This window comes from Mycoplasma iguanae (genome assembly GCF_024722375.1).
Lineage (GTDB): Bacteria > Bacillota_I > Bacilli_A > Mycoplasmatales > Metamycoplasmataceae > Mycoplasma_M > Mycoplasma_M iguanae.
In genome coordinates this window covers 544037-564121 of record NZ_CP102734.1, presented here as the reverse complement: position 1 = coordinate 564121, position 20085 = coordinate 544037, and the positions used below count along the sequence as shown (strand labels likewise).

Here is a 20085-nt window from a genome sequence, read left to right as displayed (position 1 = left end):
TGTTTCAATTTGATTGGATAGGATATAGTTGAAAGACTATACATCGGTAGGTTTTAACGCGTTGAAACTATAAAATATATTTAAAAATTAATTGGAAGGAACTAATAAAATGGCAAAAGAAAATTTTGATAGAAGCAAAGAGCACGTTAATATTGGTACTATTGGTCACGTTGATCACGGTAAAACAACTTTAACAGCAGCTATTGCAACAGTTTTATCTAAAAAAGGGCTATCAGAAGCCAAAGACTATGCTTCAATCGATGCTGCTCCTGAAGAAAGAGCACGTGGAATTACAATTAACACAGCACACATTGAATATAATACAGAAAAAAGACATTACGCACACGTTGACTGTCCAGGTCACGCTGACTATGTTAAAAATATGATTACAGGTGCTGCTCAAATGGATGGAGCTATCTTAGTTGTTGCCGCAACAGATGGACCAATGCCTCAAACAAGAGAACACATTCTACTTTCAAAACAAGTTGGTGTTCCAAGAATCGTTGTTTTCTTAAACAAAGTTGACATGCTTGAAGGTGAAGATGAAATGGTTGATCTAGTTGAAATGGAAATTAGAGATCTATTATCTTCATACGATTTTGATGGAGACAATACACCAGTTATTAGAGGTTCAGCTAAAGGGGCTCTAGATGGTGAAGCTAAATGAGAAGAAAAAATTATTGAACTTATGGATGCTGTTGATTCATACATCCAAGCTCCAGAAAGAGAAATGGATAAACCATTCCTAATGGCTGTTGAAGATGTTTTCACAATTACAGGACGTGGAACTGTTGCTACAGGTAAAGTAGAACGTGGACAAGTTAAAATCAATGAAGAAGTTGAAATTGTTGGTTACACAGCAGAACCTAAAAAAACAGTTGTTACAGGAATTGAAATGTTCCGTAAAAATCTTGAATCAGCGATGGCTGGAGATAATGCCGGAGTTCTATTACGTGGAGTAGATAGAACAGGTATTGAACGTGGACAAGTTATTGCTAAACCAAAATCAATTGTTCCTCATACACAATTTAAAGCTGCAATCTATGCACTGAAAAAAGAAGAAGGTGGACGTCACACTCCTTTCTTCCAAAACTACAAACCTCAATTCTACTTTAGAACAACTGACGTTACAGGTGGAATTAAATTTGAAGCAGGTACAGAAATGGTTATGCCTGGAGATAATGTAAATCTAACAGTAGAATTAATTGCTCCTATTGCTGTTGAGCAAGGAACAAAATTCTCAATCCGTGAAGGTGGAAGAACTGTTGGAGCTGGATCAGTTACAGAAATTATTAAATAATTTTTTGTACTAACAGCACTAATATAATATTTTTAAATCCCAGTTAAAAATATCTTTAAACCAAAAGCTTAATTTGCTTTTGGTTTTTCTTTTTTAAAAAATCAAACTATAATTTATAAAATGTCAAATCAAAATAACAATATTCAATTAATTAATGATACTCAATTATCGAGTGGTGAAGACTCAAGAATAGAATATAAACTCTTTTTTCCTGAAAGTGATTATAAATGATTAAAAACTATTGTTGCCTTTTTAAATTCTGGTTTAGGTGGCAAAATATATTTTGGAATAAATGATAAGGGGCAAGAAGAAGGATTAGTTTTTTTTACTAAAAACGATGAAAAAGCACAAATTTTAAAATTATCAAAAATTCATTTTTGTAATAATTTAGATAACATTTCCAAATGTGTAGATCGAGCTTTAATTTATATTTCTGATCAAATCACTAAACACATTTTTCCTGAACTACTAAGTTCTTATTACACCATTGAAATTATAAAAAAAGATCCCTGAGTAATTTGTCTAACAATTTTTGGATCACGAGAAATTATTTATAGACTAGATAAATCAATCTTAAAAAATAAACAAAGCACAGGAGTTTTTACAAGGAATGGTTCCCAAACAGCTCAACTGTTGCCTTCTGAAGTTGTAATTTTAAATAAATCTCGTTCCCAAGAAGTTAATTATGCTTATTTAAAAAGTAGGGATAAATATTTAGAATTTAAAAAAATTTATCAGTTTTTCAAAAAAGATTATCCCAATTATGACTTTTTTGCTAGACGTTTTATCAAAGAAAATTATTTATATATCCCCAAAACTAAAAACTTTAATTATGAAGCATACTTATTGTCTGATAATAACAATACAAAAGTCAAGATCAACAACTTTAGTTCAAAATTAAATATTGATTTAAAACCAAGACAACTAATTTTGTCTTCTAGTCCAATATTGGATTACATTGAATTTTTAAATTTATTTTTCCAAGATCTAAATAAAAAAATTCAATTTTGTCAACCTGATATTTTAGATGAAATTATTAAAAATATTGTATTGCATAATGACTACTACCACTTTAGTAATAATGGACCAATTATCGAAATTTTTGATGATCATATTATTTTTAACTCTTTCCAAAGAGGCGGAATTAATCACTTAATAGAAAAAGAAATTTCTGCCGTTAAATACCCTGTTATTTGAAAGTTAGCTAATAAAATTTTTGGAGATAGTAATGTTGGAATCAAAAAAATTCAACATTACTATCCCAATGCCATCACTTCAGATGATATTTCTGTAACTTATAGAATTGATTTTAAAATAGCAGAAAAATAAAACATAACTTATCAAGTAATTGATCTTATGTTTTATTTTTTAACTTTATAATTTTAAAATGGAAAAAATAGTTCGCGGTATCGTAATTAATCAGCAAAATTATCGTGATTTTGATTTAATTGTCAAAATTTTAACTCCGCAACGAATTTATTCAGTTTTTGCACCTGGTGTGCGAAAAATGGAAAGCAAAAATCGTTACGGTTTAATTTTGGGAACTTATGGTGAATTTGAAATTTTTGCTTCACCATTTAAAAATAAAATGTCAAAATTAAAAAAAGCAAATGCTTTAGTAAATTTTGATATTCAAAATCAAAATAATTTAAAAATTGCAGGTGAACTATTCAAACAACTTAACCGTTTAGAAAAAATAAATAGTAAATTTTTTAGCTTATTAGAAAAACACTGACCGGATTGAGGTACAGAAAATAATGAACATTTATTGACATATATTGTGATGCAAATTTTAGAATTGCACGGATTAAAACCATCATTTAAAGGATGTGTAGAATGTGGTACTATTTATTATATTGCTTCATTTAGTTTTTTAAAAGGTGGATTTCTTTGTCAATTACATAAAACAAAAAAAATAGCAACCCAAAAACTTTATGGTTACTATTTTTTAGAATTTGATTTAAAACGTTATTTTAAAGAAATTGATTTTAAAACCAATCGTGAAATTTATTTAGAACTTCAAAAATATTTAAATCAAAATCTTTATTAAATATTATTTTTCAATTTAACAGCAATTTTTTGTATCAGTTATACAACAATTTGGATCTGTTGCACACTCATCTTCACGGCAACCTTTTGTAGTGCAACCATCAGTCGCACAAGCATCAGTCGCACAAGCATTTGTTGCGCATATATCTGTAGCACAAGCATTTGTTGCGCATATATCTGTAGCACAAGCATCTGTAGTACATATATCTGCACAAGTTTCAATTTGGTCTAGTTTATCAATTCTTTCTTTGTGACGTCCACCTTCGAATTCTGTTTTAATAAATTCATCAACCATTGCTTTTGCATTTTCTAAAGTGTTAGTTCTTTGACCTAATGTAAGAACATTGGCGTTATTGTGTAGTTTTGCTAAATGTGCATCTTCTACTGTTGCAACTCTAGCAGCTCTTACTGTATGAATTCTGTTTAATGCATATGACATTCCTAGTCCTGTGCCACATACAGCAATCCCTAAGTCTACTTCTTTATTTTTTAATGCTTGACCTAGTTTTTGACCATAAACAGCATAAGAACTGCTTTCTTCGTTAAAAGGACCTAGATCAACAACTTCAAAACCCTTATTTTCTACATATTTTTTTAATGCTTCTTTATATTCAAAACCTGCATGATCACTTGCAAATCCAAATTTAATTTTTGTATTTCCCATATTTAAAACCTTTCATAAATAGTATTTATTAAAAATATTTTATACTATTTATTTTTAAAATTTTCAAAGATGTTAAAAAGTATTTTTTCTGTATAAAAATTAACAAAATTAACGTAGTTTTTTTCCAGTTCCAACATCAATGATAGTAGATGCTATATTAGAACCTTTTCCAAAATTATAAGCTGTTTTTACTTCTTTAAAATTTTCAATAGCTTGTTCAAAAGTTAAAGGATTTTGACCAGATAAATTTGCACTTGTAACAAAGGCAGGGCCTTTTTCTAATAAAAAATCAATTAACCCTTGCTGATTGGGCATACGAAAACCTTGTCCATTAACTATTAAACTAACGGGTCCAGGTCAATATTTTTTAGCTAATTCATCCGCTTGTTGATTTCAATTTTTAAATTTTCTTGCTTGCTCAATAGAACCAACCAAGATAATAATTTTTTTATCAAAAGGACGTTTTTTTAATTCATAAATTAATTCTAAATTTTCATAGTCAAAGCAACCAATTCCCACTAGTGTGTCTGTGGTTGTAATAAAAATTTTGTCATAATTTTTTTTATTTATTTTTTCTTTCACTTAGAAAATTTTAACGAAAAAAATCATGAAAAAATTAAAAAATGTTGTTATGAATAAGATAAATAGCTCTTATATTATTTTTTTAGAGTTAGCTTTAACTATAAGCTGTTGAAAAAGCTATTTTAATGTAAAATATAATCTATGATTAAAAAGTTAAAAACTTTGTTTAAAAAAGATTTCAATATTACTGATGAACAAACTTTAGAACCACCTCATTCTCAATTGAAAAAGAAAAAAAAATTTAAATTTAAATCTGCAGAAATGATTATTGCAGAAAAAGCATTAAAAGAAATTAATGCTTTAGGTGATAAATATGCAGCATTAACAAATGAAGAATTGCAAGCTAAAACAAATGAGTTTCGTAAAATGATTCAAGAAGGTACTAAATTAGAATCTATTAGAAATGAAGTATTTGCAACAGCTCGTGAAGCAACATGAAGAGTTTTAGGTAAAAAACCTTTTGATGTGCAAATTTTAGGTGGAATTATTTTAGATCTTGGTTCAGTTGCAGAAATGCGAACAGGAGAAGGTAAAACTATTACTTCAATTGCACCGGTTTATCTAAATGCTTTAAGCGGTAAAGGTGTCATTGTTTCTACAGTTAATGAATATCTTTCAGAACGTGATGCAATTGAAATGGGTGAAGTATTTAATTTCTTAGGAATGTCTGTAGGAATTAATAAAGCTCAAATGGATCCATCTTTAAAAAGAAATGCCTATGCTTGTGATATCACTTACTCAACTCACTCAGAATTAGGATTTGATTACTTACGTGATAACATGGTAAAAAATTCTTGAGAAAAAGTTCAGAGAGGTTTAAATTTTATTCTTGTTGATGAAGTAGATTCAATCTTAATTGATGAAGCCAGAACTCCGCTTATTATTTCTGGTGGTGACAAAAACGTTTCAAAAATTTATATGACTGCTGATCAATTTGTACGTACACTAAAACCAGAACATTATGAAATTGATGAAGAAACTAAATCGATTAAATTATCTGATGCTGGAATTGATCATGCTAATTCTTTTTTTAGAATTTCCAATCTTTATGATATTGTGCATTCTGAATTAGTACACAGAATTCAAAATGCTTTAAGAGCACATAAAATCATGAAACGAGATGTGGAATACATTGTTCAAGATGAAAAAATTCATTTAGTAGATTCTTTTACAGGAAGGGTGATGGAAGGGCGAGCTTATTCTGAGGGACTACAGCAAGCTATTCAAGCTAAAGAGCTAGTAGAAATTGAACCTGAAAATCACACATTAGCAACTATTACCTATCAAAACTTTTTCAGAATGTTTAAAAAACTTTCAGGAATGACAGGAACAGCTAAAACTGAAGAACAGGAATTTATTGATATTTATAATATGCGTGTGCACCCCATCCCCACTAATAAACCTATTCAAAGAATTGAAGCTAAAGATGAAATTTACTATGATTTTAAATCTAAATATACTGCTATTGTTGATGAAGTAGCTCGTGTGTATGAAAAAAAACAACCAATTTTAATTGGTACTTCACAAGTAAATGAGTCAGAATATCTTCACCAACTTTTATTAGAAAGAAATATTCCCCATACAGTTTTAAATGCTAAGCAAAATCAAGATGAAGCTGAAATTATTGCACAGGCTGGAATTGTAGGAGCTGTTACAATTGCAACTAATATGGCAGGACGGGGAACAGACATTAAACCAACAAAGGAAGCATTAGAACTAGGTGGTTTATATGTTCTTGGTACAGACTTAGCTGAATCTAGAAGAATTGATAATCAATTAAAAGGTCGTGCCGGGCGTCAAGGAGATGTGGGTTATTCTAAGTTTTATTTATCATTAGATGATCAATTAATTACCCGTTTTGCAATGCGTGATAAATGAAAAGAATTTTTTAAAGATGCCGGAAATCAAAAAATTGAAGATAAAAATATTTACCGTCTTTTTGAAAGAGCACAGCGAAAAATTGAAGGTTTCAACTATGACAGTCGTAAATCAGTTTTAAATTTTGATGATGTAATTCGTCAACAACGTGACTTAATTTACCAACAACGTGACTTAATTTTGGAACATCCAAAATTAGATTATATTATTGAAAGAATGATTAAAAACACTGTAAAACAAATTTTAGAAATGCCTCATTTATTATTACAAAATGGTGAACAAGATTATCCTAAAACTCTTTCTTATATTAATGAACAACTGCTAAATTTACCCAAGAGTGAAAAAATTCAATTAAAGGAAATGAATAAGCATCATGGAAAATTTTTAGAAAATTTTATTACTGAAAAACTTGAAGAAGAATATGGAAAGATCAGAGAACGTTTAATTAAAAATCTTGGTGAAGATGGTCAAAGAAATAATGAAAGACACATTATTTTGAATGCTTTTGATGAAAAATGAAAAAATCACATTGATGCCATGGATAAATTAAGATCTTCTTCAAATCTAGTACAATATTCACAAAAAAATCCTTACCAAATTTTTACAGAAGAGGGAAGTAAAAAATTTGATTTGTTAATTAAAAATATTGCTTTAAATTCTGTTTATGCTCTCTTTAATAATCCTAATTCAATTGTTACAGAATATGAAAATTATCAATTATCAAATGGTGCTATTTTAAATATTCCAACTGATTTACATCCTCAAATTAGAGAAAATATTATTGCTGAAGCTGAATTTAATATACGACGTCAAAAAGAAGAATTAGAATTAATGAACCAACAAAGCAAAGTGTTCAATAGCGCAGAGGAAAAATAATGTTTTATCTATACAGAGTTTCAAAGTGAATCATCTTTTTTATCATTACAACGCTTTATGCACTTTCAATTTTAGAAGTGATTGATTTAGAAAATAAATTACCTGAAGGTGGTTATTCCTATTTTTATAGTTTTATTATTCTTAACTCCTTTGTTTATGGATTTTTTTTACTAACAGTTTTTTTTGGAAAAAAAGCAAAAGTTTTTTTAAAAAATACATTTTGGTTAGATCCAAAATTTCAGTATGATTTTTGTAAAGGAATTAAAACTAAAAAAGTTTTATCATTAAATATTATTTTTTTGGTACTGTTAGTTTTAACCCTAATTCCATTAATTATTACAACAGTTTTTTATTTTCAAGACTTTCAAGCAAATAACAAAAGACCAATTGTTCACTTATGGATAGGTTATTTTATTTTAGTTTATGTTTGAATTTCATTACATGATTTTTGCAAAATTAAAATCGAAACAAAAGAAAAATTATTTAATCAAACCTAAATATTTAAGGAGTTAAAAAATATTATGAAAAAAACACGATTAATTAAATTATTTTCTGCAATTGGAGTTGTAACTACGCCTATAGTTGTTGCTGTATCATGCAGTGGTAATGAAGAATTTTTTAAAAATTCTTTAACAGAAGAAACTAAATCACAGTGAATGAAAGATATTGATTTAGAAAAAAGAACTTTTACTTTAGATTTATCTTCTTTTACACAATTAAAAAGCATCCGGGTAACAAAAGTAAATTTAGCTGCTTTTCCTTTTACACATGTAGTAAAAACTGGAGAAGGTGATAATGCAGAGTCTACTATTTATCTTTTAAGTGTTAACAAAATTATTTTTCCATCAAATCTAGAAGAAATTGGCCCTAGAACTTTCCATGGTGGAGCTTTAGAAACACATATTACTGAATTAGTATTTGCTCCAGATAGCAAATTAAAAACTATTGGTGAGTTTGCTTTTCTAAATCAAAAAATTAAAAGTTTAACTTTACCAAATTCTGTTGAAAATATCGGAAAACAATCATTTGCATTTAATGAGATAGAAACCTTAGTTTATAATCCAACTAAAGGAACAATTGCTGAAGAAGCTTTCTGAGGTAATAAGATTGCTAATAAACCAACTTTTTCATCTGAAGTAAAACAAGGAAAAAATATTTTCTAAAAAATCATTATTTAAAATTAAAAATAAGTTTTTAGTAACTTATTTTTTTTATTTATAATTTGACAATGTATAAATTAGTATCCAACTATCATCCTTCAGGTGATCAGCCTAAAGCTATTGAACAATTAGTTAAGGGAATTAATGAAAAAAAACAACACCAAGTATTGCTTGGTGTGACAGGTAGTGGAAAAACTTTTACTATTGCAAATGTAATAGCACAAACAAATAGATCTGTGCTAGTTTTATCTCATAATAAAACTCTAGCTTCACAGTTGTATTCAGAATTAAAAGAGTTTTTTCCAGAAAACAAAGTGGAATATTTTGTTTCTAATTTTGATTACTATCGACCTGAAGCTTATTTGCCTCGAAAAGATGTTTATGTAGAAAAAACTTCTAAAACTAATATGGATTTAGAGGCAATGCGAATGTCTTCTCTTAATTCATTACTTTCATATCCCAATACAATTGTGGTTTCCTCTGTAGCTGCCATTTATGGGGCTTTAAATCCAGCAGAATATCGTGATAATTTTTATCACATTGAAACAGGAATGGTTATTAATCGTCAGGAATTTTTTTTAAGTTTAACTAAGATTAATTATCAAAGAAATGATATTGATTTAGTTCCAGGAACTTTTGGAGCTAAAGGTGATGTTGTCGAAATAGCACCCGGATGAACTGCAGAGTACATTTTAAGAATTGAGTTTTTTGGAGATGAAATCGAATCAATTTCCAAAATTGAACCATTAACTAAAAATGTTATTAAAAGATACAAAAATTATTTAATTTACCCTGCTAGTGCTTATACTGCTAAACAAACCACAATGGAGAAAGCTATTAAAACTATTTATGAAGAACTAGTTGAAAGACTAGATCAATTTCAAAAAGAAGGAAAATTGCTTGAAAAGCAAAGACTAGAAGAAAGAACTAAAAATGATATTGATTCAATACAAGAATTTGGTTTTTGTAGTGGCATTGAAAATTATTCAAGACATATGGATGGTCGTCAAAAAGGCGAAAGACCTTACACCCTTTTAGATTATTTACCTAAAGATGCACTAATTATTATTGACGAATCACACATTACAATTCCCCAAATTGGAGGAATGTATGCAGGAGATTATTCCAGAAAGAAAAATCTTGTAGATTATGGTTTTCGTTTACCTTCAGCTTTAGATAATCGCCCCTTAACTTTTGAGGAATTTGAAAAATTTGATTTTCAAAGAATTTATATTTCTGCTACTCCAGCAGATTTTGAATTAGATAAAACTGCTGGAGAAATTGTTTCGCAAATTATTCGTCCTACAGGATTATTAGATCCTATCATTGAAATACATCCGACATTGAATCAATTTGAAAATATCTTTGATAGACTCCAAGAACAAAAACAGAAAAAAGAACGAACTTTAATTTTAACTTCCACAAAAAGAGTAGCTGAAGAATTAGCTAAAGCATTACAAGAAAAAAATCAAAAAGTAGCTTATATTCATTCAGAACATAAAACTTTTGAACGTAATGAAATTTTAAGAAAATTACGTAAAGGAATTCATGATGCAGTGATTGGAATTAACCTTTTAAGAGAAGGAATAGATTTACCTGAAGTTTCATTAATTTTAGTTTTAGATGCTGATAAAGAAGGATTTTTAAGATCAAAAAAATCATTAATTCAGATTGCTGGTCGTGCAGCCAGAAATGATCATGGAAAAGTAATTTTTTATGCTGATAAAATAACAAAAGCAATGCAAGATGCTATTGATGATAATCAGTATAAAAGAAAAATTCAACAAGAATACAATGAAAAACATCATATTATTCCCCAAACAATTATTAAACCAATTGCTGAACCAATTCAAGGGCATGATATTACTAATTCAGTTAATTTCTTTTTAGAAAGCGGTAAAGCTAAAAAGAAAAATAAAAAAGAATTTGAAAAATTATTAGATAGTTTACGCAAACAAATGAATGAAGCAGCTAAAAATAAAGAGTTTGAACGAGCAATCGAATTACGTGATACTATTATTGAACTAGAAGTGGAAAATTCATAAAAAAATGATGTTTTTAAAACATCATTTTTTGTATATTATAAAAAGAAGTTTAACTATTAATAAATTCTTTTTTCTTCACTTCATTTTCAAGAATTTCTTCTTTAATTTTAGTATTAACTAAGTTTAAACAGTTAGTAATATCATCAATTTCACCAATAAAACTTACTGTATCTCCTGATTTTAATTTTGTTTTTCCATCAGGTAAGAAAGAACGATTCTTTCTTTTAATAAAAACAATTGAAACACCTAATTTACCAAAATTAATTTTTTTCAGTGGAGAGTCGATATATTTAGGATTATCAATTTTAACACTAGCAATATAAAAACCGCCACCTACTTCTGTTAGTAATTCTGTATACATAATGTGGTTATTATTAGTTGCAATTAAAGCAGCTTTTTCTCCCGCTTCTTCTTCAGGTCTAATAATAACATTGGCACCAATGTGACGTAGAACACGACTATGGCGCGGATTTTTTGAACGAGCAATAATGTTTTTTACACCAATTTCAATTAAAGCTGCCACAATTTCAATATTATCACTTACAGCAATAATTACTGTGTCAAAATCCTGTACACCGATAGCAGTTAAAGCGTTAATATCAGAAGCATCTGCCAAAAATACAGAATCAACAGTATTAGAAAGAAATTGTGTTGTTTCACTATTATCATCAATTAAAACAACATTTCTTTTTAATCTATTTAGTGTGTTAATTACAGCTTGTCCAAAGCGTCCACCACCAATAACACAAATACTACCTGTGTTTTTTTGTGCTTTTTTCTTAATTACTGCCATATCACTCCCTAATATTTTTTTAGTTAATTATAACTAAAAAAAGGCATTTTTTTTATATAATAACAATTATGAAATTTTACTTTTTAGAAAGTTTTAAAAAGAAAATTAGTCGAATTATTAAGATATTTAATAAAACTAATCATTCACTTCGCTTTAATTATCAGCGAAAAATTAGTAAAATAAAATGAGTATTCATTATTTATTTTATTATCACAATCAGTGGTTCGTTAATTCTCTACAGTCAGTCTGCTCAAAAAGAAGGAGTTAGTGTTTCTTATGTAGATGCCTTATTTACTTCTGCTAGTGCCTTTAGTGATACAGGTTTAACAATCCATCCTACAGCGCATACTTGAACCAGTTTTGGTCAAAGCATTATTGCTATTTTAATATTAGTGGGTGGAATTGGTTTTTTTGCCTTAAAAGTTTATTTTGTAAACTGATTATTTGGTAAAAAAATTTCCATTTTTCAGCGAAATATTTTAAACGTAGAACGCGGCAGTATTAAAGTTGGTTCAACGAGAAAAATTATTATTGTTTCAATTAATATATTATTTGTTTTTATTTTAGTTTCAACTCTTGTTTTAACATTTTTCTTTTACTTTGCAGAAGGAAATTTTGCAAATGAACCAGATTTAATTTCACCAAGATACAATTTTTTAGAGTCACTAAAATTTGCTGTCTTTCACTCAATTACTTCTTTAAATAATGCAGGATTTGATATTATGGGAGCGAATTCTATTGCTCCTTATTATCATTCTTATTTTTTACAAAGCTGATTAGCAATTCTTTTTATTTTTGGAGGAATTGGATACCCTGTAATTTATGATTTATACAATTTGGTATATCATAAATTATTTCTAAAAAAAGAATACAAAATTTCATTATTTAGTAAAATCAGTATTTCGATGTATTTTATTGTTGCTATTATCGGTTTAAGTTTAATATATGCCTTTGAATTAACTTCTACAGATCCAAATAGTTTTTGAAATATTCAAAAGGGTGATCCTAATTATTGAAATTATGATTATGGATCAAAATCAGACAAAGTCTTTGCATTATTTTTTGCTTCAATTGCGACACGAAGTGCAGGATTTTATACAATTGATCCATATAATTTAACATCACCTTCATTATTAGTTATGACCATTTTAATGGTAATCGGTGCTTCACCTTCTTCAACAGGTGGAGGAATTAGAACAACAACATTAGCAATTTTATTTTTAGGGCTTTGAGCAAAAATGTCTTCTAAACCTAGTGTCCGTGTTTTCAAAAGAAAAATTTCCAATGATACAGTTATTAACTCATTTATTATTTTAATTCTGTCTATGCTACTTTTAATTTTCGGCACAATGATCGTTTTTTCTTCTTCAATATCACAATTTAATAATATGGATATAGGAAAATTACAAACATCTATTGATTTATCAAACCCAGAAAAGCGCGTATTTAACATGATTCATGTTCTATTTGAAGTAGCTTCTGCTTTTGGAACGACGGGAATTTCACTCGGTGTTTCTCCTTTATTAAATATTTCTTCAAAATTAACTTTAATTATTATTATGTTTATTGGACAACTAGGTATTTCTTCAACTATCTTGATTTGATCAAAACATAACAGCCGTTCATTAAAATTTGACTATCCTGAAGAAGAAGTTTTAATAGGTTAAAATCTAAAATTTTAAAAAACTAAAAAAAATGAGTAATTTTAGCTTTTTGAAGCTTTTTTATTAAATTTCTCAAGAAACTTAAAACAAAGTTTTGTAGAATATTGATATAATAAAACTATTATTTTTATTATTAACAAAATAATCCTTGGAGGATAATATATGAAAGAATTTAAAGGAATTGGAGCATCAAGTGGGGTTGCGATTGCTGAAGTTTTCAAGTTAGAAAATAATCACATTGAAATTACTCAAAGTCAAATAGCAAATCCTGCTGCAGAAATCGAAAAGTATTTAGATGCAGTCAAGACATCAATTGCACAAATTCAAAAAATCAAACAACAAGCTAGTGCTAGATTATCTGAAGAAGAAACTGCAGTTTTTGATGCTCATATCCAAGTCGCTGAAGATCCAATAATTCAGGAAGAAATTCAGGCTATGATTGAAAATGATCAATTAAATTCTGAGTATGCAGTTAAAGTTGTAAGTGATAAATACATCGAAATGTTTGAATTAATGGATGATGCTTATATGAAAGAAAGAGCTGCTGATATTAAAGATGTTTCTACAAGGATTGTAAAAAATTTACTAAAAATTGATATTGCAGATTTAACTTTAATTGATAAACCTACTATTATTGTTGCAGAAGATTTAACACCTTCTGAAACTGCACAATTAAACCGTCAATTTGTTAAAGGATTTTTAACAAATATTGGTGGAAGAACTTCTCATTCAGCTATCATGGCTCGTAGTTTAGAAATTCCGGCTATTTTAGGAATTGGTAATATTACTGATCTTGTTGTAAATGGTCAAACAGTAGCAATGAATGGTGATAAAGGATTAGGAGTTATTGATCCTGAAGCTGATCAAATTGCTCAGTTCAAAAAAGAATATGATGCTTATCTAGAACTAAAAAATGAGCTTTTAAAATTTAAAGGTAAAAAGTCACTAACAAAAGATAATCACGAAGTTATAATTGCCTCAAACATTGGATCAGTTGAAGATGTAAATGGTGTTTTAGAAAACGATAGTGATGCAATTGGGTTATTCAGAAGTGAATTTTTATATATGGATGCCCAAGATTGACCTTCAGAAGAAGAACAATTTCAATCATATAAAGCTGTATTAGAAAAAATGTCTCCTAAAGCGGTTGTAGTTCGTACACTTGATATTGGAGGCGACAAAACATTAAAATATTTTAAGTTTCCAGAAGAAATGAATCCATTTTTAGGTTATCGAGCAATTAGAATGTCTCTAGACAAAAAAGATACTTTCATAACACAATTAAGAGCCTTAATTCGTGCAAGTGCATACGGAAGTTTACAAATTATGTTTCCAATGATTACAACTGTTCAAGAATTTTTGGATGCTAAAGCAATCTATGAAGAAACAAAACAAAAATTAATTGAAGAGGGTCACAAAGTAAGTAATAATATTGAAGTAGGAATGATGGTAGAAGTTCCTGCAGCAGCTGTATTAACTGAACAATTTTGTAAACACGCAGATTTTGTTTCAATTGGTACAAATGATTTAATGCAATACACAATGGCTGCTGATAGAATGAACGAAAAAGTTTCATATTTATATCAACCGCTAAATCCTTCAATTTTAAAATTAATTCATATGACAATTGAAGGAGCACACAAAGCTGGCAAATGAGTAGGAATGTGTGGTGAAATGGGTGGAGATCCTCAAGCAATTCCATTACTAGTTGGAATGGGATTAGATGAATTTTCAATGTCAGCAACTTCAGTTTTAGCAGCTAGAAAACAAATTTCAGCAATTAATAGTCAAGATGCTAAAAAATTAGTTGAAAAAGCATTAGCTTGTTCAACTGAAACAGAAGTTAAAAAACTTGTCAATGAATTTAATGCTAGCTTATAAAAGTGACAAAATTTAATCTTATTTCAGGATTAAATTTTTATTTTTTAAGAATAACTAAATTACTAAAAATGTAAAAATTAACTTTTAAAGTATTTTAAAATTCATAAAATAAAAAGGAAGTGATCATGCCAGAACTACCAGAAGTCCGTGTGATGACAAAAGCTTTAAGAGATTATGTAGTGAACAAAACCATTTTTGATATTATTATTTTAAGAGATTCATTATTCAAAGAATTTAGTCCCCAAGAATTTAAAAATTATTTTAAAAATGAAACAATTTTAGATGTCACAAACAGAGGAAAATTTATTGTTTTTCATTTTACTAATCAAAAAATTTTACTTTCACATTTAAGAATGGAAGGAAAATATAATTTTTATGAGGAAAGGACATTCAGAAAAAGAAATGATCATGTTATTTTCGAATTTAAAGATCAAACCAATTTACATTACAATGATACAAGAATGTTTGGTACCTTTCATTTAAGAAATTCAGAAAATTATCTAACAATCAATCCTTTAGCAAAATTAGCTCAAATTCCTGCTCAAACTAATGCTAAAGAGTTATTTACAGTACTACAAAAGAAAAATAAAGCTATTAAAACAGCTTTATTAGATCAAACAATTTTAGTGGGATTAGGAAACATTTATGTGGATGAAGTTTTACATGCAACTCAAATTCATCCACTAACTAAAACAGCCGATATTACTTTAAAACAAGTAAAAGAAATTTTGAAAAAAGCTACAGAAATTTTAGATCTTTCTACAGAATTGGGGGGTAGCAGCATTAATTCTTACACTTCATTGAATAAAAAAGAAGGAAAATTTCAAAACTTTTTAAAAGTTCATACTAAAATGGGAAAACCTTGCCCGCGTTGTGAAAGAATTATTATTAAAACCAAAGTAAATGGACGGGGAACTTATATTTGTGAAAGTTGTCAAAAAGTATAATTATGTTTAAAAACGAAATAGAAGTAGAGTTACATTATCTAACTGAGCAGGAAGCATATGGTCCAATCTTAAATGCACTGTTTGAAATGGAAAATGATCAAAACATAATATCAATTCTTTTTATTACAGGCAAAGGTAGTGGTGCTATGAAAACTGTCTTGGAAAACGTTTTAGAAGAAAACAGTTATGAATGGTTTTTCGAAAATAATAATACAGGTGCTTACAGAGTTTATCGCAAAAATAGAGATGAAGATTTTTTTAGTTAATTAAAAAAATAAAAATAAAAAGTTAGAATAATCTAACCTTTTTTGCTATCAATACTACTCAATAATTTCAATAACTTGATTTTCAAGCATTGTTTTTTTGATTTCTTCAAGTGCTAGATCAGCATCTTCACCTTCAGTTTCAACTAATATTTTTTGACCTTGTTTAATACCTAAAGCCATAATATTCATAATTGATTTTAAGTTTCCTGTTTTTTCGTTTACAACAATTTTAATATCTGATTTAAATTTTGAAGAAACAGTAACTATTTTTGAAGCTGGCCTTGCGTGAATTCCAATTGGATCAACAACTGTTGCGGTAAATTTAGCCATAAAGACCTCCTGGTTAATAGAAATTAATTATTAAAAAACATGATTAATTCGAATAAATTTTGTGTTAATATTAAATTTACTAATTTATTATAACAAAAACTAACTTATTTTTTAAAATTAATGCCTTAAAAAATAGTAAAATTATAGGCAATATGTTAGCGAAAAATAAAGAATGAGTTACAGAAATTATTTATGAAAATGAGGAAATTTTAAACAAAATAAAGGAAATAGCTCGATGAGCTAATAAGGAATTTGAAGCATCAAAAAAATTAGTTTTAGTTGGATTACTTAAGGGGTGTATTCCCTTTTTAGCAGAACTGATTAAACATATTGAAATACCGCACATTTTAGATTTCATGGTGGCATCTTCATATGGCGGTGCACAGCAATCGTCAAACACAATTAAAATTATTATGGACTTGAATTATGATATTGAAGGTATGGATGTTTTGGTGGTAGAAGATATCATAGATTCAGGTATTACTTTAGAAAAAATTTTAAATCTATTAAAAACTAAAAATCCTAACAAAATCAAATTAGTTACACTAATTGACAAACCCCTGGGTCGTAAAGTAAATATTGAAGTTGATAAATCTGGATTTATTTTGCCAGATAACAAATTTTTAGTTGGTTTTGGATTGGATGTCAAAGAAAAACTTCGTAACTTACCATATATAGGTGTCTTTAATAAAGACAAGTTTGATGAGTTATAAAAATAATGATTTATTTAATCAATAAAGAAAAAGGTATGAGTTCTTTTGGAGCAATTAAAAAATTTGCCAAAGAAAAGAACATTCAAAAAATTGGCCACACTGGAACTTTAGATCCATTAGCTACAGGATTAATCTTAGTGGCCACTGATGATGATACTTCTTTGATTCCTTATATTGATGAAGGATTCAAAAAATATGTAGCTAAAATGCAGTTCGGTTATAAATCTGATACCTACGATATCGAAGGCAATGTTGAAAAAGTAATTTGTAATAAAACTCACTCGCTAGCAGAAATTAATAAAGTAATTAGAGAAAATTTTATAGGTTTAATTAATCAATTTCCCCCAATCTTTTCAGCAAAAAAAGTTAATGGAAAAAGATCTTATAAATTAGCAAGAGAAGGTAAAGAAGTAATCTTAAAAGCTCAACAAGTTGAAATTAAAAGTTTTAATATTTTGTCTTGAGATCCAAAAAATCAAATATTAGAACTTGAGTTCCAAGTTTCCAGAGGAACCTACATTCGTTCACTGATTCATGATTTAGCAAAAAAACTAGATTGTCATGCCATTATGATAGAACTAGAAAGAACCGAATTAAATAATTTAACTAAGATGGATTTAAATAAAACATTAGATCCTTTTAAAATTATTAATTTAAAACAATATCAGTTAACAAAAATACAACTAATAGATTTATATAGAGGAATAAAATTAGAAATAACTAATTTTCAAAATTATCAATCCAAAGAATTTCTGCTAATTTTTGAAAATAAAATTATGGGAATTGGTTTGATAGAAGCAGAAAAACTTAAATCAAAAAAAATATTTGGAAAGAAAATTGAAAGGATTCTAAATGAACAACAAATTTAATCAAATTAAAGTTTTTGCATTTGATGTTGATGGTACTATCTTGCCTTATGGCCAAGAAGAAGTTTCAACAGAAATTGAATACATGTTTGAAAAACTTAAACAAAAAAGATATACAACAGTAGTTGCTACAGGTAGAGATATGTTAACAATTGGAAGTATAATAAACGTAGCAAATATTGATTATTTTATTGGAGCAAATGGTGCATTTATCTATGATATGAAGGAAAAATCAATCATTTGAGAGGCACTATTTGATTTTGATGATTACAAAAAAATTGAAGATTTTTTACTAAATAAAGAAGTTTGCCCTTTTTCTGTAATGACAGAAAATGCTGCTTTTAATTCTGAAGGTTTTGATTTAAATAACTGATTTTTAGAAAAATATCAAAATGATTTTCAAGATTTAAGTAAATTGAACAGAGAAGAAAAAATTCATATTATTACTGTCAAAACTGGTGAAGATGAATTCATTGATAAAGTATCAAAATTCATTGAAGAAAATAATTTAGCAATGGAAATTAATTCAAAATGAAGTAAAGGATTTTTTATTGCTCCAAAAGGAATTAATAAAGCTTCTACTATTTCTGTTTTATGTAAATTACTAAATAAAGAATGAAATATTGAAAATCATGTGATGGCTTTTGGCGATAGTTCAAACGATGTTCATATGATTAAAGAGGCAGCTTGAGGTGTTGTGGTTGAAGATGCTTATCAAGAACTAAAAAATATAGCCAATGATATTGCTCCTTCAGCTAGTGAAAATGGAACTAAATTATATTTAGAAAAACAAGGAATTATTTAGCAATTGAAAACTCGAGTTTATAAAACTTTTCAAAAGGTTCATTTTAATAATGCAGTTTTTATTTTGGGTGGATTTGAAACAATTCACCAAGGACATTTACAATTAATAAAAACTGCTAAAGCTTTAAAAGATGTCGATGATATTGTAGTTTTTTTAATAAGTAATCCCAGTGATTTACCTAATATAAGAGATGGAAATATTATGCAGCTAGAAGTCCGTTTAGACTGACTAGCAGATTTGGGTATCAAGCATATTGTAGTTTTGAATTTTCATGAAATTCAAAATTTAGAAGCTCCATATTTTATAAAGCAACTAATTAATATAGGGGCAAAATATTTAATAGTAGGTGAAGATTACCGTTTAGGTAAAAATGCTGCTTGAGATGCAGAAAAATTGCAGCAGTATTTTAATAACACGATAATTGTTGAATTATTAAAATTTAATAATATAAAAATTTCTAGTTCTCTTTTAAAAGAAAGTATTATTTTTGGTGAATTAGATTATTTAAATCATTTTTTATATAAACCTTATTCTATAAATATTACAAGAATTGCTGATTCTTTTGAAGCTTATTGACCAGAAAATATTACACAATTAGCTAAAGGAATTTACTTTGCTAATTTGTTATTTGCAAATAAAGAATTTCATGGAATTGTTAAAATAGGATTTAACCAAAAATTAAGTTTTAAAATTTTGGATGAAGATTTTGACACAATTAATACTAGTGATTTAAGAATTGAGTTTTTAGAGAAAAGTCGAACAATTATTTCTACTGAAAGAGACCAAATTACAGAAAAAGATACAGAAAATGCTATGAATTTCTTTTTAAAAATTAAAAATAATTTATAATAAACAAGCTTATTAAATATCGTTTTAACTTTATTTAATAGGAAAAAAATTATTTATCACTTGGTAAAAAAATTAGTTACCTTTTTGCTAGGTTATAAACGTATAGGAGAAGACAATGTTGTCAAAAGAACAAAAAAAAGAATTATTAGTTAAATTTGGAGGATCTGAAACAAATTCAGGAGCTTCAGAAGTTCAAATTGCTATCTTAACTGCAGAAATTGAATCTTTAAAATTGCATTTTAAAGATAATAAAAAAGATAAACACTCAATGCGGGGATTTATTGCTAAGGTTAATAAACGTAAAAAATTATTAAGCTATCTAAAATCAAAAAACTTTGATAAATATCAATCACTTATTAAAGAACTTGGAATTAGAAAATAATAAATTCATTATTATAATTAGAATAAGTTGAGAAT

The 20085-nt window shown here is 27.7% G+C and carries 20 protein-coding genes; 16 read left to right on the top strand and 4 right to left on the bottom strand.

The genetic code is table 4. The features are described from left to right. Window positions 1-109: 109 nt before the first annotated feature. The 3 genes from tuf (at window position 110) to recO (ending at window position 3350) form a co-directional block, all read left to right on the top strand. Window positions 110-1300 (top strand): elongation factor Tu, encoded by a 1191-nt coding sequence (tuf, locus tag NV226_RS02600; RefSeq protein WP_258210765.1) that lies wholly within the window; start codon window positions 110-112, stop codon window positions 1298-1300. 120 nt (window positions 1301-1420) lie between these two features. Beyond that, window positions 1421-2629 carry an AlbA family DNA-binding domain-containing protein gene (locus NV226_RS02595; RefSeq protein WP_258210764.1) on the top strand — a complete coding sequence of 403 codons (1209 nt, stop codon included), beginning with the start codon at window positions 1421-1423 and terminating at the stop codon, window positions 2627-2629. 58 nt (window positions 2630-2687) lie between these two features. Next, window positions 2688-3350 carry a DNA repair protein RecO gene (recO, locus tag NV226_RS02590; protein WP_258210763.1) on the top strand — a complete coding sequence of 221 codons (663 nt, stop codon included), beginning with the start codon at window positions 2688-2690 and terminating at the stop codon, window positions 3348-3350. Window positions 3351-3365: 15 nt separating this feature from the next. Here the strand turns inward: recO and rpiB are convergent, their stop codons facing one another. Next, the gene (rpiB, locus tag NV226_RS02585) at window positions 3366-4013 is read right to left on the bottom strand and encodes a ribose 5-phosphate isomerase B (protein WP_373423265.1); all 648 of its coding nucleotides are present in this window, start codon (window positions 4011-4013) and stop codon (window positions 3366-3368) included. Between the two features lie 108 nt (window positions 4014-4121). Further along, window positions 4122-4595, bottom strand: a complete 474-nt coding sequence (locus NV226_RS02580; RefSeq protein ID WP_258210762.1) for an L-threonylcarbamoyladenylate synthase — start codon at window positions 4593-4595, stop codon at window positions 4122-4124. Between the two features lie 141 nt (window positions 4596-4736). Between NV226_RS02580 and secA the strand changes: the two genes are divergently transcribed. The 4 genes from secA to uvrB all read left to right on the top strand — a co-directional run bounded on the left by secA (window position 4737) and on the right by uvrB (window position 10554). Continuing rightward, the gene (gene secA, locus NV226_RS02575; protein WP_373423264.1) at window positions 4737-7349 is read left to right on the top strand and encodes a preprotein translocase subunit SecA; all 2613 of its coding nucleotides are present in this window, start codon (window positions 4737-4739) and stop codon (window positions 7347-7349) included. Beyond that, window positions 7349-7846 carry a hypothetical protein gene (locus tag NV226_RS02570; RefSeq protein WP_258210761.1) on the top strand — a complete coding sequence of 166 codons (498 nt, stop codon included), beginning with the start codon at window positions 7349-7351 and terminating at the stop codon, window positions 7844-7846. Before secA ends, NV226_RS02570 begins: the two co-directional genes overlap by 1 nt. Before the next feature lie 24 nt (window positions 7847-7870). After that, window positions 7871-8512: a leucine-rich repeat protein gene (locus NV226_RS02565; protein ID WP_258210760.1), complete on the top strand. Its 642-nt coding sequence runs from the start codon at window positions 7871-7873 to the stop codon at window positions 8510-8512. 65 nt (window positions 8513-8577) lie between these two features. Next, window positions 8578-10554 (top strand): excinuclease ABC subunit UvrB, encoded by a 1977-nt coding sequence (gene uvrB / locus NV226_RS02560; protein WP_258210759.1) that lies wholly within the window; start codon window positions 8578-8580, stop codon window positions 10552-10554. A gap of 49 nt (window positions 10555-10603) precedes the next feature. Here the strand turns inward: uvrB and NV226_RS02555 are convergent, their stop codons facing one another. Continuing rightward, window positions 10604-11347, bottom strand: coding sequence for a potassium channel family protein (locus NV226_RS02555; protein ID WP_258210758.1), 744 nt, complete (start codon window positions 11345-11347; stop codon window positions 10604-10606). A 68-nt stretch (window positions 11348-11415) separates the two neighbouring features. Between NV226_RS02555 and NV226_RS02550 the strand changes: the two genes are divergently transcribed. From NV226_RS02550 to NV226_RS02535, 4 genes are all read left to right on the top strand, one after another. Next, the gene (locus NV226_RS02550) at window positions 11416-13014 is read left to right on the top strand and encodes a TrkH family potassium uptake protein (protein ID WP_258210757.1); all 1599 of its coding nucleotides are present in this window, start codon (window positions 11416-11418) and stop codon (window positions 13012-13014) included. A gap of 159 nt (window positions 13015-13173) precedes the next feature. Continuing rightward, a complete protein-coding gene (gene ptsP, locus NV226_RS02545) occupies window positions 13174-14892 on the top strand; it encodes a phosphoenolpyruvate--protein phosphotransferase (RefSeq protein WP_258210756.1) in 1719 nt (572 codons plus the stop codon). A 125-nt stretch (window positions 14893-15017) separates the two neighbouring features. Then, entirely contained in the window at window positions 15018-15839 is an 822-nt protein-coding gene (gene mutM / locus NV226_RS02540) for a DNA-formamidopyrimidine glycosylase (protein ID WP_258210755.1), read from the top strand. Next, the gene (locus NV226_RS02535) at window positions 15824-16105 is read left to right on the top strand and encodes a DNA mismatch repair protein MutS (protein WP_258210754.1); all 282 of its coding nucleotides are present in this window, start codon (window positions 15824-15826) and stop codon (window positions 16103-16105) included. The genes mutM and NV226_RS02535 overlap by 16 nt, the downstream gene beginning before the upstream one ends. Before the next feature lie 54 nt (window positions 16106-16159). On the opposite strand, the gene NV226_RS02530 is transcribed toward NV226_RS02535, so the two are convergent. Beyond that, entirely contained in the window at window positions 16160-16435 is a 276-nt protein-coding gene (locus tag NV226_RS02530) for an HPr family phosphocarrier protein (protein WP_258210753.1), read from the bottom strand. 152 nt (window positions 16436-16587) lie between these two features. On the opposite strand from NV226_RS02530, the gene hpt reads away from it, so the two are divergent. The 5 genes from hpt (at window position 16588) to rpsO (ending at window position 20050) form a co-directional block, all read left to right on the top strand. Next, entirely contained in the window at window positions 16588-17148 is a 561-nt protein-coding gene (gene hpt / locus NV226_RS02525) for a hypoxanthine phosphoribosyltransferase (protein WP_258210752.1), read from the top strand. Between the two features lie 5 nt (window positions 17149-17153). Further along, complete coding sequence (gene truB / locus NV226_RS02520) at window positions 17154-18017, top strand: tRNA pseudouridine(55) synthase TruB (RefSeq protein WP_258210751.1); 864 nt, start codon at window positions 17154-17156, stop codon at window positions 18015-18017. Continuing rightward, window positions 18001-18819, top strand: coding sequence for a YcsE-related riboflavin metabolism phosphatase (locus NV226_RS02515; protein WP_258210750.1), 819 nt, complete (start codon window positions 18001-18003; stop codon window positions 18817-18819). The genes truB and NV226_RS02515 overlap by 17 nt, the downstream gene beginning before the upstream one ends. Before the next feature lie 3 nt (window positions 18820-18822). Next, the gene (locus tag NV226_RS02510; protein WP_258210749.1) at window positions 18823-19668 is read left to right on the top strand and encodes an FAD synthase; all 846 of its coding nucleotides are present in this window, start codon (window positions 18823-18825) and stop codon (window positions 19666-19668) included. A gap of 115 nt (window positions 19669-19783) precedes the next feature. Further along, entirely contained in the window at window positions 19784-20050 is a 267-nt protein-coding gene (rpsO, locus tag NV226_RS02505) for a 30S ribosomal protein S15 (RefSeq protein WP_258210748.1), read from the top strand. Window positions 20051-20085: the final 35 nt, after the last annotated feature.